This window comes from Lysinibacillus sp. FSL M8-0355 (genome assembly GCF_038008985.1).
GTDB classification, from domain to species: Bacteria; Bacillota; Bacilli; order Bacillales_A; family Planococcaceae; genus Lysinibacillus; species Lysinibacillus fusiformis_D.
Genome location: NZ_JBBPAI010000001.1, coordinates 440881 through 455650, shown reverse-complemented (window position 1 = coordinate 455650; position 14770 = coordinate 440881). Strand labels below are relative to the sequence as shown.

The 14770-nt window shown below is 37.6% G+C and carries 13 protein-coding genes; 7 read left to right on the top strand and 6 right to left on the bottom strand.

The genetic code is table 11. From position 1 onward, the window contains the following. Positions 1–94 precede the first annotated feature (94 nt). The 4 genes from MKY46_RS02200 to MKY46_RS02185 all read right to left on the bottom strand — a co-directional run bounded on the left by MKY46_RS02200 (position 95) and on the right by MKY46_RS02185 (position 6261). Entirely contained in the window at positions 95–847 is a 753-nt protein-coding gene (locus MKY46_RS02200) for a hypothetical protein (protein ID WP_340833671.1), read from the bottom strand. 1 nt (position 848) lies between these two features. Further along, entirely contained in the window at positions 849–4631 is a 3783-nt protein-coding gene (locus tag MKY46_RS02195; protein WP_340833670.1) for a DEAD/DEAH box helicase, read from the bottom strand. Positions 4632–4743: 112 nt separating this feature from the next. Further along, positions 4744–5298, bottom strand: coding sequence for an NADPH-dependent FMN reductase (locus MKY46_RS02190; protein WP_036117514.1), 555 nt, complete (start codon positions 5296–5298; stop codon positions 4744–4746). Positions 5299–5427: 129 nt separating this feature from the next. Then, positions 5428–6261, bottom strand: a complete 834-nt coding sequence (locus MKY46_RS02185) for an oxidoreductase (RefSeq protein WP_058843603.1) — start codon at positions 6259–6261, stop codon at positions 5428–5430. A gap of 230 nt (positions 6262–6491) precedes the next feature. Between MKY46_RS02185 and MKY46_RS02180 the strand changes: the two genes are divergently transcribed. The 5 genes from MKY46_RS02180 to MKY46_RS02160 all read left to right on the top strand — a co-directional run bounded on the left by MKY46_RS02180 (position 6492) and on the right by MKY46_RS02160 (position 10899). Beyond that, on the top strand, positions 6492–7538 hold the full coding sequence (locus tag MKY46_RS02180) for a PseG/SpsG family protein (RefSeq protein ID WP_340833668.1): 1047 nt from the start codon (positions 6492–6494) through the stop codon (positions 7536–7538). Between the two features lie 192 nt (positions 7539–7730). Then, positions 7731–7916 carry an SE1832 family protein gene (locus tag MKY46_RS02175; protein ID WP_036117520.1) on the top strand — a complete coding sequence of 62 codons (186 nt, stop codon included), beginning with the start codon at positions 7731–7733 and terminating at the stop codon, positions 7914–7916. A 34-nt stretch (positions 7917–7950) separates the two neighbouring features. Next, the gene (locus MKY46_RS02170) at positions 7951–9516 is read left to right on the top strand and encodes an ABC-F family ATP-binding cassette domain-containing protein (protein WP_036117522.1); all 1566 of its coding nucleotides are present in this window, start codon (positions 7951–7953) and stop codon (positions 9514–9516) included. A 509-nt stretch (positions 9517–10025) separates the two neighbouring features. Then, entirely contained in the window at positions 10026–10430 is a 405-nt protein-coding gene (gene spx, locus MKY46_RS02165) for a transcriptional regulator Spx (RefSeq protein ID WP_036117523.1), read from the top strand. Positions 10431–10452: 22 nt separating this feature from the next. After that, complete coding sequence (locus MKY46_RS02160) at positions 10453–10899, top strand: MarR family winged helix-turn-helix transcriptional regulator (protein ID WP_036117526.1); 447 nt, start codon at positions 10453–10455, stop codon at positions 10897–10899. A gap of 114 nt (positions 10900–11013) precedes the next feature. On the opposite strand, the gene MKY46_RS02155 is transcribed toward MKY46_RS02160, so the two are convergent. Both MKY46_RS02155 and MKY46_RS02150 read right to left on the bottom strand, forming a co-directional pair. After that, entirely contained in the window at positions 11014–11562 is a 549-nt protein-coding gene (locus MKY46_RS02155) for an RNA polymerase sigma factor (protein ID WP_036117528.1), read from the bottom strand. Between the two features lie 286 nt (positions 11563–11848). Further along, positions 11849–12979, bottom strand: coding sequence for a LuxR C-terminal-related transcriptional regulator (locus tag MKY46_RS02150; RefSeq protein ID WP_340833667.1), 1131 nt, complete (start codon positions 12977–12979; stop codon positions 11849–11851). A 191-nt stretch (positions 12980–13170) separates the two neighbouring features. Here MKY46_RS02150 and MKY46_RS02145 point away from each other — a divergent pair, with 191 nt between their 5' ends. Both MKY46_RS02145 and MKY46_RS02140 read left to right on the top strand, forming a co-directional pair. Then, positions 13171–13926, top strand: coding sequence for an SDR family NAD(P)-dependent oxidoreductase (locus MKY46_RS02145; RefSeq protein ID WP_340833665.1), 756 nt, complete (start codon positions 13171–13173; stop codon positions 13924–13926). A gap of 20 nt (positions 13927–13946) precedes the next feature. Next, a complete protein-coding gene (locus MKY46_RS02140; RefSeq protein ID WP_271912254.1) occupies positions 13947–14690 on the top strand; it encodes an SDR family NAD(P)-dependent oxidoreductase in 744 nt (247 codons plus the stop codon). The last annotated feature ends 80 nt before the right edge of the window (positions 14691–14770 follow it).

The following is a 14770-nucleotide window of genomic DNA, read 5'->3' as shown; positions in this document are numbered from 1 at the left end:
TTTTCTGCCTTTGACATCATCTTTTTTCAACAACATGACAAAAACGAACGTGTGTCACGTTCGTTTTTGTTCTGGCTTTTGAATACCAGTTGAATTAAGTTAAATATTGCTCACGCCATGTTAACTGTTCTTTGTCTGTAAGCTGTTGCTCTAAATGATGATCCCATTGATTAAGTAATGTATTCCACACTCGTACAAAGAGTAGATCCTGCTCCCTATCATAAAGAACAAACTCTAAACATGGACTATCATTAATTTGTTGGGCTTCTGTTTGAACAATTTTTGAGATGATTTTTTGGGAGTTCTCTTCCCCCTCTGCGTTCACTTCTTGTAATCCAGCTATCACTAGCGACTCCTCAAACTGCTCCTGTTGTTCAGCCTCTTTATCGATATAACGGTATAGCTCTGGTAATTCATCATATTCATCATTATTTGTATCAATTGTGAGAAATGATTGGTGGCAGGGGCTAAAGTAAAGTGTAGATGTTTCTACTTCTAACTCCTCTTCAAAAATCCCCCGTTCTAGCTGCTGTTGCCCTTTTTCAGTTAGCCTATAAAACTGTTCCTCGCTCTTTACAAGATTTACGCGAATCATTAAAGAAACTAAGTCATCAATAAATAGCGGGTCGACCAGTAATAGCTCACTCAATTCCTGGGCACTTCCAAAATCAGCCTCCTGAATACTTAACAGTAACATAGTCATTAAAACATCCATTGTTGAACGCCTAACTGGCTCATAGGTCACACTGACCGTTCGAATAGGAATACACCATTCAGCGGTTTTGACAATCTTTATATTGCGATTTTGTTGAAGTTCACGCATTAGTCGTTGTTGTAATTTTGACACTCTACATCACCAACCCTTCATGATTACGGAAGCCATCATAGGATTTTACTGTGTTTAATAAATTGGTATACATTTCTCTTGTATCTTGATGCTTTGCACGCTTCGCAAACATCTCGGCACTTCCTACAAGTAGAAGTAACTCTCGGGCACGAGATAGCGCAACATTTAAACGACGATAATCTCTGGCAAAACCAATATCCCCGCCTTTAGGTGTATTACGAACCATACTCACTAAAATGACATCCATTTCCATCCCCTGAAACTTATCGACAGTACCTGTTCTAAACTGCAAGTGTGGTAGCTGTAATTCCTGTTGCAGCAGACGATTGATTTTCTTTACCTGCTCACCGTAGAAACTAATGACACCTACGCTTTTCAGAGCATCGTGCGGCATACGCCCTGCTTCTTTTGCCGCCTTCACTGCCTCATTGAGATCTACTAAGATACGGCGAATCGTTTGTAATTCCCCTTCGTTATAACGACTCGTCCCACCTTTTACCTGCTCCTCTAAATAAGGCTTCTCCGTTGGCATATCAATCCATAGTAAATGATCATCACGTTTTACAAATTGACCCTCTAAGCCATGATCTCTTGCTGCATCTGAATCTGGCAACCCACATTGTAATCCATTTTCTTCTTTCGCATAAAATGGTGTGATACTTTGCATGATTTTCTCATGCATACGGTATTGTAATGCTAGCATTTGTTTATGTGTTGGAGGCAAATTATTAAATAAACGCTCAAATAATGATTCACGCAACAGATTTTTTAATTCCTGTGCACCTTCAAAGTTTGGATTTTCTTCTAGCATTGCCTTCAATGTTTCCTCCAGCGTATCATCCCCAAGTAATGGTGGAAGCTGATGATGGTCACCTACTAAAATAACTTTTTTCCCCTTAAGCATTGGTAACAATAATTCTGGTGGCGTTGCCTTTGAAACTTCATCAATAATGACCACATCAAAAGTTGGGTAATTCTCCATAAACTCTTTACTAGCGGAAGCTACACATGTTGTTCCGATAACGTTCGCATGACGTACATATAATTTTCGAATTTCATCTAAATCATACTCTGTTGCGTTTTGTAGTTTTTCACGCCATTGTTCTTGTAGTTTTTGGCGAAGAGGTAGCTGCTTTTGCTGCCGCTGTAATGCTTCAATGGCCTGTTTAGAAGTTTGAATAGCTTCCAGCACCTCTTCAGCAGTACGTTCTGGCGTAGATTGTAAAAGCTGTGTATAAACTGCTAGTTGCTTTTCTTTCTTTAATCCAGCAATATTAATGTCCTTTATACGCTCTTCCATTTGTGTTAGCTGCTGCTCCACTTCCTGTAAGCTAGTTGTGACAGTCTGTAAAGAGGCTTGCTTCGGAACTAGTTGTACTTTCGCCTGTTCCACTGCCTCAAGCTGTTGCTTTGCTTGTTGAAGAGACTCCCGAGCTTGTGAGGTAAGAATCTTTAAATATTCTACAGATTCTTCTGGCTCCTCAGTAATCTGGAAGGCGTTTGCTAACTGTTGTAAACGCTCTGTATGCTGTAAAAATGGTTGGAGTTGACGCTGTAAACTTTGCACATCAAAGCTAGTGATTGCACATTCCTGATGAATCAAAGTCACTAGATTTTTACGGAAAGATTCAAATTCCTGATCTTTATGCTCTTGTTGTTGCTTTAGTGCTACTCCCTTTTGCCAAACGAAATCACGACGCATATATAGCCCAAGCAGATAACTCTCTAGAACATCAGTTGCTGGTAATTGACCATCCTGAAAAGCCGTGTTCAGCTCTGCGAATACTCCTGTGAGGTTTTGCAGAGAAAATGATTGTACGGGTTGTAATCTACTTTTAGCAAGGGCTCGTTCCTTCACTTCATGAATAACTAAAGCCTCTAACTTGGCAATCGCCTTTTGGAGGCGAGCATTGATCGTTGACCATGCCTCTAAATCTTTCGCATCTTCCAAATGCTGCAAGCGACTCATTTGCTGAGAAAGTACATGGGAAGGGCGAATTTGATAGTGCTGTAAAAATCGCTCGATAAGCTCAAACGAAGTTAAGGTGTAGATATACTTTTGAGCTTCCTTCATAATGACTAGACGCTTACTTTCGATTTCATATTTCTGTTGTATTTCTTGAAATTGCTGAGTTAACTGCTGCTTTTGTTCTTGTAGTTCTTTATACTGAGCAGCCGCTTCTAATTGTTCCACTTTTTCTGTAGTTTCCTGAATCGTACACTGTAGTTGCTCGACCGAGGGATAATCAGCAAGTGTCTGTTCAAGCTGCTGTACAATTGGTTCGATTTGTGCGAGCTGTTTCTCATAATGCTCTTTTTGTGCTTCACATGTTTGTTGCTCTGTTTTAGCAGCCTTCAATTCTTTTTTTAATGCTTGAATCTCCTGCTGTAGAATGGGTTCTTCAATTGCTGCTTGCTCTTTTGCGGCAATTTCCTGAGTTAATTGTTCTAGCCATTGCTCCAATTTTTCTAGTTCATCTTCTGCTTTTGCAAGATTGGCTTTTAGCTCTAGCTCGCGTTCTGGAAATATTGCTATTGTCTCTTCGATTGCAGCCAGTGTTTGTTCACGCCATTGGAGAGCGACATTTTCCTCTATGAATTTTTTGCCTTCTTCCTCGATACTTTCCGTTCTTCCATAGCGTAAAATTCGAATTTCTTGATTGGCTAGCAAACGTCCTAATGCATTGTCGACGGCTAAATTTGATTGTGATGCTACTAGTGTTTTTAAGCCCGCCTTGACATTTTGCTGACAAATCTCTGAGATGACAGTCGTTTTTCCCGTTCCTGGAGGACCTTGTATGACATACAAATCCTCAACAGATAATGCACCTAATACTGCTCGTCTTTGATATTCATTTAAATTATTTTGAAACGTAATATCTTCTCGTAGCTTGGACGCTCGGACTGTTGGGCGCCGTTCAAACAGGATAGTTTCTAAATTAGGGTTAACTGCCTCACCCTTCTCTAGCTTTGTGAAGCCATTTCGTAATCTTCGAATTTGACTTAAGGTCGCAAAATTACTAAAGCTTGCTTGCTTCGAACGAAGATTCAGCTGATCCTTACGAGCCATTTCCTGTATAAAAGGCTTTAAATCAATTTCAATCGTTTGTTTTCCTGCATTCGCCTTTAAAACTTGCCCAATTTCACCACGAACCCCTTGAATACTTACACTTAAACCCTCTAACTTTTTCCACTCTTTACTCTTTATGTAGGGACAAACAATCGTTAAGCGTGTAAAGTCTTCGTTGAAGTAGCTTTGCTTAAATTCTGTATGAATATCGTCAATCGTTGCATCACGTTCTTGAATTTTTAAATAGCCTTCCCAGCTAGCTATACGTTTTTTTACATATTCTGTGCGTTCTTCCGCTATCGGTAACTGCCTTATTTTTGTATGAAGCTCCAGTGGAATGCCTGCTCCATTGTTAGGCTTTGTGACAAATTGTAATGCGGCTGCTAGGCGGCGATTTGTATTGATAGGACCACGCATATGCACAAAACGAATATTAGTCGCCAACAAACCTTCTAGCTTCAGCACACAATCCATAATGACTGTTTTTTCCGCAAGTAAATCGCTTAATTTTTCATTGTCCTCCGCATTAAAATAGATGGATAAAAAGGTTTCACCAACTTTTTTTGCTTTGCGTTTTTCAATGTAAACAGTAAAAGATCTTTGTAACGTAAAAAAGGCATGCTCGTTTGCTGAGCATTCCTCTACCGCTTCCTTCGCCTTATTGGTCAAAATAAGACTACAGCGTTGTTTTTCTAGTAAAGCTATGTCCTGCATGAGCAGCCCTCCCTCCCGAGTCACTAAAGTTTTATTTTAGCACATCCTAAAAGAATACTTACAAAGAAAAATCCCCTGCACAGTGATTTCTTACCACCGTACAAGGGCTATCTTAATGTTGATCAATTGTTTCCTTCGGCAAGTTCTTGCTCATTTCGCAATATTGAACAAATACACGTGCTAATTCACGTAAACGACTATGAACATCTTCATCAACAATGTTATTATCTGCATCAAAATGTGATGTATGTGTGTATACATAGTTAGGCGTAACAAGGGCACGGAAGTAATCTAAAATAGGTTTTAATTGATTTTCGACTACAAGATGATGTTGGTATGTGCCACCGTTTGCGACGATAGATACGGGCTTATAGCGCATCGTTTTAGGATGTAAGTAGTCAAAAGCATTTTTCAAAACACCTGGGATGGACGCTTGAAAAATAGGCGTTGCAATGATGTAAGCGTCTGCCTCTTCAAATTGTTGAATCATTTTCTTCATATCATCATTTAATGGTGAACCATCCACAATTTGATGCTTATATTGATTAAAATGCATCATTTCTAATTCGAAACTAGCATCTAATTCTTTAATATATTGTTCCACTTGTTCTAAAATAGCACCTGTTTTACGACCAAACATTGTGCCATCAACGAGTAAAATTTTCATCTTTATTTTGCCTCCACATTCATCTTCTACAATAATATTGTAACAAATGAAAAGTAGCTCGCAAAGGTTTGTCGTAGCGATCGGGATAAATTCAGTCTTTAGACGGAACATTTACAAACCAAACCCACATTATTTTTTGTCCTGTTCACGATGTTGGAAGTGTACCTCCTTATCAATAACCGTTTCCTCCATCTTAAATTTATCTCGATTAATGATAACATCACGATTTACTTTCTCACCTTTTTCAAGCTTATCCCAATGAAATAGCGTCTCTCTTGAAGCATCCTCTTCTGGTATTTCAGGGTATTGCAATGTTGCCAGTTCATTGGATGGATAAATAGTAACAGGCTGCTTTTTACCGTATAGAGCAATGATAATCATCGCTTTGGCCACTTGTGAGGCTTCAATTGCTCTAGAACGTTTGAAAGGTCCAATTAATAAAGGTTGTGCAAATTTTAATAGCTTTTCTCCTGCCTTCTCTCCTAGACGGAATTCATCTCGATCTCCTACTAATAGTGAAGGTCGAATAATAGAGAGCCGTTGTAACCCTAACTCTACTAAATCATGCTCGAGTTTTCCCTTCACTCGATTATAGTAAAACGGAGAATTTTCATTAGCACCCATTGCAGTGATGACAAGAAAATGAGGGATCCCACGCTTTTTGGCTAAAGAAGCAATCGCTAATGGATATTCAAAATCAACTTTTTCGAACACCTCACGAGAGCCTGCTTTTTTTATGGTTGTACCTAAACAACAATACAATTCATGGGCAAATTCAATATCTTTTTCCTCTATCCTATCAAAATCACGAATCTTCACTTCTAACTTTGGATGCGTAAAGATTGGTTTTCTCCGTGCAATTATGGTTACTGAAACATATTCATCATTTTCACATAATTGCTCAACTAGAGAGGAGCCCGTTAAACCTGTCGCTCCTATAACAATCGCTGCACGCATGCTCATCCTTCTTCCCCCCTTCTACATAATGTCATGTTGTATGTATCTTTTCTATTCTTGATTTCACTATATATATCGACCATTTTTTTGATCATTAAAAAGTTATTTATAATCCCCCTCAAGATAGCTAATTACAAGATTTCCTCAAAGTCATCGATTATCAAATCCTAAATTTTACACATACTTGCACTTTCTTCGCCATAATTTAAAGAGACAGAGGAAAGGGTGGGATACATTTGCAAAAAGAAACACAAGCAATTGAACCAAAAAAAACGATTGTTTTCATTATTGAAAGCTGTATTGATAAAGGGCTGTATCCTTTTGAACGGGTTTCAACATTGGCTAAGTTACTTACGAATGAGAAAGTTTTTATATTTGTCAAGACTCCTTCAAATGATGGCATCCAAATTTTAATGAATGAAGGTCTTTCTCCAATTTTATTTGACCACTTTAACGAATTACCTAAGCAAATCAAAGGACTTCAACCTGATTTAATCGTTAGAGATGGCCGTAATTCTGAAGGCTGGCAAGTACAGGATTTACGACCTTTCTGCAAAACACTGATTCATTTTGATGATTTTGGTGAAGGTGGTCAAGCCTGTGACTGTGTATTACTAGCACTCTATCAAGAAGTGAAAGATTATTTACCATCGCATTATATTGGTGGAAGCTTTGTTTTTGCACTACCAGAGGCCTACCAACAATTTGATGATATTCCTGATAGTAAAACACCTGAAAATCCTCCTCATATCGTCGTTGCTTTTGAGGATGGGGACGAGCATAACTTAACCTACCGAACACTTCGACACTTAACACAGCTACAAATTCCACTACAAATTACAGTAATGATTGATGATAGCTATCGCCATGCAACGGATGATTTGCAAATGATGGTACTTAGTCGTCGCAATACGGCCATTCTCCGTGATAAAAACGCACTTCTCAAACTATTACCAAAAGCTGATGTCATTATTTGTAATGCTAATTATACGCCTTATAAAATTGCCTCTTATGGTGTGCCATGCATTACACTTGCACAAACTGAAGCTGAGCTTCTTCATGCTTTTCCTCGAGAGCATAATGGTTTTATTCATCTTGGACTTGGTCGTAAAATGAAGCAGTCTCAAATCCAAAATGCTGTCATGGAATTTCTATTACACGAGGCTCGCAGTGAACGAGCTATAAGAAAACAACGACAACTCAATCTTGCTAGTAACAATGAAACACTCCAAGCATTACTCTTAGATTTTGCTTATGATCGACACAATATCGCTTCTACTTAGTGCTACTTCGAAGATGATTATGATACAATATATAAGAATTTTTCACTTCAACTCCTCTTATGGACGTTGGAATATAAGTAAATTCAACCAGTACCCGATTGATTTTAATGACTAAGCGGTGGGGGATTAGAAAAACCTCCATCGCTTTTACACGCATTCACGATAAAATATTCTCAAAAAGGAGTAATCATCATGCCAACAAAAAGCGATATTGAATACCAAATTAAAGAGTTAAAAATGGACTATATGAATTTACAAGGTGATATAGAAAAATTGGAGTCTACTGGGCACAACGATCAGGTAACAAAAGCAGAGGAACGCCTTGCGAATATGGAAGCTAAGTTAGCAGAACTAAACAAGCAGCTCGCAGCACTTTAAAATGTAAACAAGATGGACAGTTGGAGGAACATATATGGCAATATTAACAGTTGAAAATTTAGGTCATTCTTTCGGTGATCGTACACTCTTTAAAGATGTATCATTTCGATTAGTAGAAGGTGACCATATTGGTCTTGTAGGAGCTAATGGTGTAGGTAAATCGACATTAATGGGCATTATTACAGGACAAACGATTCACGATACAGGAAAAGTAGAGTGGCTTCCTGGTACACACTATGGTTATCTCGACCAACATACAGTACTGACTGCTGGTAGAACAATGCGTGATGTTTTGCGTGATGCCTTTTTACCATTATATAAAAAAGAAGAAGAACTTAATGAAATTACAGGTAAGATGGCAGAAGCTACACCTGAGGAATTAGAAGTACTGTTAGAACAAATGGCAGAGGTTCAAGACGCACTTGATGCAGGAGATTTCTATTCATTAGATATGAAAATTGAAGAGGTTGCACGTGGACTAGGCCTTGATGCTATTGGCTTAGAACGTGATGTAGCTGCACTTTCTGGTGGACAACGCACAAAGGTCCTACTAGCTAAGCTGTTACTAGAAAAACCAAAAGTACTTTTACTAGATGAGCCGACAAACTATCTCGATGAGGAACATATTACTTGGCTGAAAAGCTATTTAAAGAACTATCCATACGCCTTCCTCTTAATTTCACATGATACAGAATTTATGAATGAAACGGTGGATGTCATCTTCCAACTTGAGTTTTCAAAATTAACTCGTTATACAGCAACATACGAAAAATTCCTAGAGCTTGCTGAAATCAATAAACGTCAACATATTGATGCTTATGAGAAGCAACAGGAATTCATTAAGAAACAAGAGGACTTTATCGCTAAAAATAAAGCACGTTACTCCACTACTGGTCGTGCAAAATCTCGCGCCAAGCAGCTTGATCGTTTAGAGCGAATTGACCGCCCAGAAACAGCGGTAAAACCTGAATTCGGATTTAAAGAAGCACGTTCTTCCAGCCGCTATGTAGTAGAGGCAGAGAACTTGGTCATTGGGTACGATAAAGACAAGCCATTACTACCCCCACTATCTTTTGCTATTGAACGAGGAGAAAAGATAGCTCTAGTTGGCATGAATGGTGTGGGTAAGTCCACATTATTAAAAACAATGCTAGGTAAAATTAACCCTCTTGATGGGAAAGTCATTCGAGGTGATTACCTGTATCCGTCTTACTTTGAACAAGAAGTAAAAGCAGAAAAAATAACACCAATTGATGATGTTTGGAATGCCTTCCCTTCGATGGAGCAGGCTCAAGTACGTGCAGCATTAGCAAGAGCGGGTCTAAAAACCGACCATATTACACGTCCATTGAATTCTTTATCTGGTGGAGAGCAAGCAAAAGTTCGTTTATGTAAATTAATGATGGAAGAAGCGAACTGGCTTCTTTTTGACGAACCGACAAACCACTTAGATGTCGATGCGAAAAATGAATTAAAACGTGCCATGAAAGAATTTAAAGGCACTATTGTACTGGTAAGCCACGAACCAGATTTCTATGATGGCCTCGCAACAAAAGTCTGGAACGTTCAAGATTGGTTCACTTCTGGACAACAAAGCTAAGACCAGCTCATTTTAAGAGCAGTTCCCACATGTTATGGGACTGCTTTTTTTATTTTTTTCAAACTTCTATGTATAATTGACCACATTTAAACATACTATAATCAGTGGACTAACTATTTTACTCCTACTTCCAATTAATGCTCTCCTACGAGATCAGCATATTCATCTAGTAGTCCCTATTAATTCGTCATCAATTACCTACAGTTTTTTTAGAAGTTACATAATAGTCACTTCTTGTAATAACGGTTCACTGAGTTGCCACGCTGGCCTCTCTTCAAAATCTGTAATATCAGCTGAAACTTACATCATTGTAAGCAGAAAGAACGAAACTTTTTACTCTTCTCTTCGTATAATTAAATAGAATTGAAAAAATATTAATTTGATTGAGAAATTCTTTCAATTAACTATTGATTTATATATAGCTTACTAGTAAGATATATATAAACTATATAACTTACTGATAAGCTATTTATAAAATATAATCTAATACAGAAAGCGAGGAATGAAGAATGACAGTTACAATTTACTCACAAGCGAGCTGTTCTTCATCCAGAAAAGCACTTAAATGGTTAAAAGATCACAATATTGAATATAAAGAAAAACGTATCACATCTCACCCTCTTACACTTGCAGAATTCAAAGAAATTCTAAGCATGACTGAAGATGGTACAGATGAAATCATTGCAACAAACTCAAATGACTTTAAAAACTTAAATATCGACATCGACCAACTTTCTATCCAAGAGCTATACGCTATTATTCAAGCACACCCAAGAATGTTGCGTAGCCCTATTTTAATAGATGAAAAACGTATTCAAGTTGGTTACAATGAGATGGACATCCGTCGTTTTATCCCACGTAAAGTACGTGCTTACGAATTAAATGCGATGACAAGATTGGCACAAGAAAGTTAAAACAGTTTTGGAGATGACCTCTATGGATCAAGAAAAACAAAAAGCCATTACCTCGTTGTTTGAAGTCGTTTCATCTATTGAGCGTAAGTGGGCAAACGAGTGGAATAATCATAATGTGCTCGGCTTTTCAAAATCCCATATTTTAATTTTAGACTACTTATCGCAGGAGGGCCCAAAACGCCCTTCTGCTATTGCTGAGCGGTTAAAAGTAACAACTGGTGGTGTTACCGTTTTAACAACAAAGCTGATTAATGCTGGCTTTATTGAAAAAACACAGCATGCCACAGATCGACGAGCCTCACAACTAGTTATTACTACAGAGGGTGAGAACATCTTAAAAGAATCGCGTCAACAAGTGAGTGAAATTATTAACAATATGTTTGGTATGCTCACAGCTGAAGAACTGCAAACATTACGAACGATTTTTTCAAAATGTCTATTAGATGTTGAATCTAATCGGTCAGAATAAAGAGCACAAACTAAAAAGATGCATCGCAACTATTTGCGAGTGCATCTTTTTTTTAGATTAATCGACCGAATACTTCCGCCTAAGTACTTGTGGTGTGCGACCAATCTGTTTTTATTATGCTGGTAGCACAGATTCCACAATTGCTGTATCAGACATGAGCATTTCTTTTAATCGAGCCTTTGCACGGAATAAACGAGATTTCACAGTACCAATGGAAACCTTCATAATTGTAGAGATTTCTGCAAGCGAATATTGGTCTATGTAGAAATACCATAAAGTCTTTCTATAAATAGCATCTAATTGCTCCATTTTATCCTGTACGAGTTTTGTTACAATATCCTTTTCAATTTTTTCTTCCGTCGAAATTTCATTATTGGGAACCAAATCTAAAATCGGTACGTCTAATGTTTCAGGTTGGTTCATCATATATTTGCTTCGACGTACTTTTTTACGATAGCGATCTCTAAATGTATTCATTGTAATAGTTGTCAGCCAAGCTTTAATATGCTCTACTTCGGCAACGCTGTCTTCATAGCGTACAACCTTTACCCATACTTCTTGCATTAAATCTTCAGCCTCTACATTATTGCGAGTTAGTTTCAAACATAAGTGATATATATAACGATTGTATTCCTCGTATACGCCTTCTAATTTTTCATTCATTGTGTATGCCTCCGCTTCTTGTTCTTGCTTCTATACACATTCTCGCAAAATAATGTATTACACTCTATCGCATTGGCTTTCAATTTCATTACAATCGTGTAAGCTTAATCACTTTTACTTGTAATATTCGTAAAAATTGTTTTACTACTATATTACTTCTCCTACTAAAAATCACTTTATAACAATACTTCCCTATTTTAAATAGCGTTTATTATCAGAAAATTCAAGATGCATTTATCGGTTTATAAAGACACAAAAAAGCACTCCCAGCAGAAGTGCATTTTTGCTAGCTTAACAGCCCTAGACGAAAGGCGGAGGCAACAACCTGTGTACGGTTCTTTGCTTTAAGCTTTGTCATGAGACTGCTAACATAATCCCTGACCGTATGCTCACTTAAAAATAATAAACCACCAATTTTTTTATTATCATATCCTTCAGCAAGCAAGCCAAGAATCATCGACTCCCTTTCTGTTAAATGAAGCTCTGTGTTTTTTTCTACCTTCTCGCCCTTACGTGATAAAAATAAACCTAGACGCTTCCCTACTTCTTCAAGAAGTGATAATTCTTCCTTTGTACAATCAAATTCCTGGCCTAGCTGATCAAATGTTAGCCATCCAAATAATTGGTCTCGCCTCATAATAGGAATAAAGATGATGGAGGATAAATTAAATAATTGAATATGCTCCTCTTTTACGTAATTTTTAGGATTTTTCAAATAAATAGGTTTTCTTGAACTAAGTATAGCGTTTTCCCCATTCAATTGCCCTTTCATACTTTGCACTTTAGGAAGTTCCGCCCCAATAACCCCGTAAAATTGGTTGGACCATGGAACATATGCATAAAATACGCATCTTTTATAACTAAAATACTCTTCACATTTTTTTAAAATATAGGCTAAATCCTGATAGCCTGAGGAACTGATCAGCAATTTATCTAGCTTATCTAATAACTGTAAATACCGCAACTCTTGATTTTCAGTAGATCTGTTACTCCTCTTGTCATCTCCCTCACAGTCATCGTAAAGCTGTACGAGAAACGTAAATAACGATAATACATACATTAAGATGGCATTCGTTCGGCTACTCTTTTGTTGAATCATAAAGGTAATCAATGATTTCTCAAAAATTAATTGGAATAAATTAAAGCTCTTCCGATCAATTATAGATAACTGTGCCTGAAGCCACGTATTAAAAAAAGACTTATCACCATCATTTAGTTCATCAATGTTCGTATATGTCATCAAACGCAAAAATGAATCCAGTAGCATCGCTGCCCTTTTTCGATCTTCTTCGGCTATAGAAGGTTCTAAATTGAGGTAAATATTGGTATTTTCTTCAATTTGTTGATGATGAATTTTAATAAATAACACAAACTCTTGTAATGTAACTTCTTCAATTGACTGAAATGGATGCGTCATAGGAAATTCTTCTCCTTCACACTAACGATACCCTATAAATGGAGGATATTCACTCACTATATTATACAGCATCTTATAGGATAGTATTTCAAATTGAAAAGAGTAAGATGAAAGTATCGCTAAACAATGCGAATACTTTTGAATCCCAAGGTAACCATATAACCAGAAATAATGAAAGGTGCGTGCTTGAAATGAGACTGGAAAATAAAGTAGCCATTATTACAGGTGGAGGTACAGGAATCGGGAAAGAAACGGCACTATTATTTGCTAAAGAAGGAGCAAAAGTAGTTATTACTGATATAAATGAACAATCTGGTAACGACACTATTCGCGATATCCAAGCAATTGGCGGTGAAGCATTATTTGTACATCATGATGTTGGCAATGAGGAAGACTGGAAAAAGGTCGCAGATGAAACAATCAAAACATTTAACAAAGTAGATATTCTTTTCAATAATGCAGGTATCTATATCATTAAACCACTTGCAGAAATCGAGCTTTCTGATTGGAATCGCTTAATGTCCATCAATGTGACTGGTGTCTTCCTAGGTATGAAATATATTATGCCACTTATGGCTAAACATAATAAGGGCTCAGTTATTAATGCCTCTTCCATCGCTGGCTTAACAGGAGCTGCTGGACACGTATTATACGGAGCAAGTAAAGGTGCCGTTCGCATTATGACAAAAGATGCTGCAATGGAATATGCTCCATATGGCGTACGCGTCAATTCGATCCATCCTGGCTATATTGATACAGGTATGGCAGACTATGCATCAGCAACAACTGGAAGCACTAAAGATGAATTAGGAAAAAATTTATTCCCATTAGGACGTTTAGGCTCTGTTAAAGAAGTCGCGCAAACCGTATTATTTTTAGCTTCTGATGAATCTTCGTTCTCAACAGGTGCAGAATTCGTCATTGATGGCGGAGCAACAGCAAAATAACAATAAAGGTGGTCATTGAAATGAAACTAAAAGATAAAGTAGCAATCGTTACAGGTGGGGCTAGTGGTATCGGTGAAGCCACAGTTCGTCTCTTTGTACAAGAAGGCGCTAAAGTAGTTATCGCCGATTTTTCAGATCGTGGACAAATTGTTTCTGACGAATTAAATACCAATGGTTTTGATACACTCTTCGTAAAAACAGATGTAACTAGCGAAGAAGATATTCAAAACATGATTAAGGAAACCGTTACTAACTACGGTAAACTTGATATTATGTATGCCAATGCGGGCGTAGCTGACGATGCACCAGCACATGAGCTTTCTTTCGAAAAATGGAAAAGAACGATTGATATTAATTTATCAGGTGTATTTCTTTCTGATAAATATGCCATTGAACAGTTTCTTGCACAGGGAACTGGTGGTGTTATTGTCAACGCTGGCTCTATTCATAGCTTTGTTGCCTTGCCAAACCCTACAGCCTACTCCTCTGCAAAGGGTGGCGTAAAATTATTAACGCAAAATCTATGTACAGCTTACGCTAAACAAGGCATTCGCGTAAATGCAGTATGTCCTGGCTATATCGACACACCTCTACTAGCTGAAGTCGATGCGCAAAAGAAAGAATATTTAGCGTCACTTCATCCACAAGGTCGCCTTGGTAAACCAGAAGAAATTGCAAAAGCTGTTCTCTTCTTAGCAAGCGACGACGCAAGCTTTGTCAATGGTACAACGCTTCTTGTTGATGGCGGTTATACTGCTCATTAATTTTAGTAAGATCTGATTTCAATGTTTTCTAGAAATCAGATTTTTTTTATTTACTATAAGATATCGCACTCTTATATTCC

Bases quoted from the DNA above. Each gene is read 5' to 3' on its own strand.
- MKY46_RS02195 (WP_340833670.1), bottom strand. From the start codon at position 4,631: ATGCAGGACATAGCTTTACTAGAAAAACAACGCTGTAGTCTTATTTTG.
- MKY46_RS02190 (WP_036117514.1), bottom strand. From the start codon at position 5,298: ATGAAAATTTTACTCGTTGATGGCACAATGTTTGGTCGTAAAACAGGT.
- MKY46_RS02185 (WP_058843603.1), bottom strand. From the start codon at position 6,261: ATGAGCATGCGTGCAGCGATTGTTATAGGAGCGACAGGTTTAACGGGC.
- MKY46_RS02175 (WP_036117520.1), top strand. From the start codon at position 7,731: ATGCCAACAAAAAGCGATATTGAATACCAAATTAAAGAGTTAAAAATG.
- MKY46_RS02170 (WP_036117522.1), top strand. From the start codon at position 7,951: ATGGCAATATTAACAGTTGAAAATTTAGGTCATTCTTTCGGTGATCGT.
- spx (WP_036117523.1), top strand. From the start codon at position 10,026: ATGACAGTTACAATTTACTCACAAGCGAGCTGTTCTTCATCCAGAAAA.
- MKY46_RS02160 (WP_036117526.1), top strand. From the start codon at position 10,453: ATGGATCAAGAAAAACAAAAAGCCATTACCTCGTTGTTTGAAGTCGTT.
- MKY46_RS02155 (WP_036117528.1), bottom strand. From the start codon at position 11,562: ATGAATGAAAAATTAGAAGGCGTATACGAGGAATACAATCGTTATATA.
- MKY46_RS02150 (WP_340833667.1), bottom strand. From the start codon at position 12,979: ATGACGCATCCATTTCAGTCAATTGAAGAAGTTACATTACAAGAGTTT.
- MKY46_RS02145 (WP_340833665.1), top strand. From the start codon at position 13,171: ATGAGACTGGAAAATAAAGTAGCCATTATTACAGGTGGAGGTACAGGA.
- MKY46_RS02140 (WP_271912254.1), top strand. From the start codon at position 13,947: ATGAAACTAAAAGATAAAGTAGCAATCGTTACAGGTGGGGCTAGTGGT.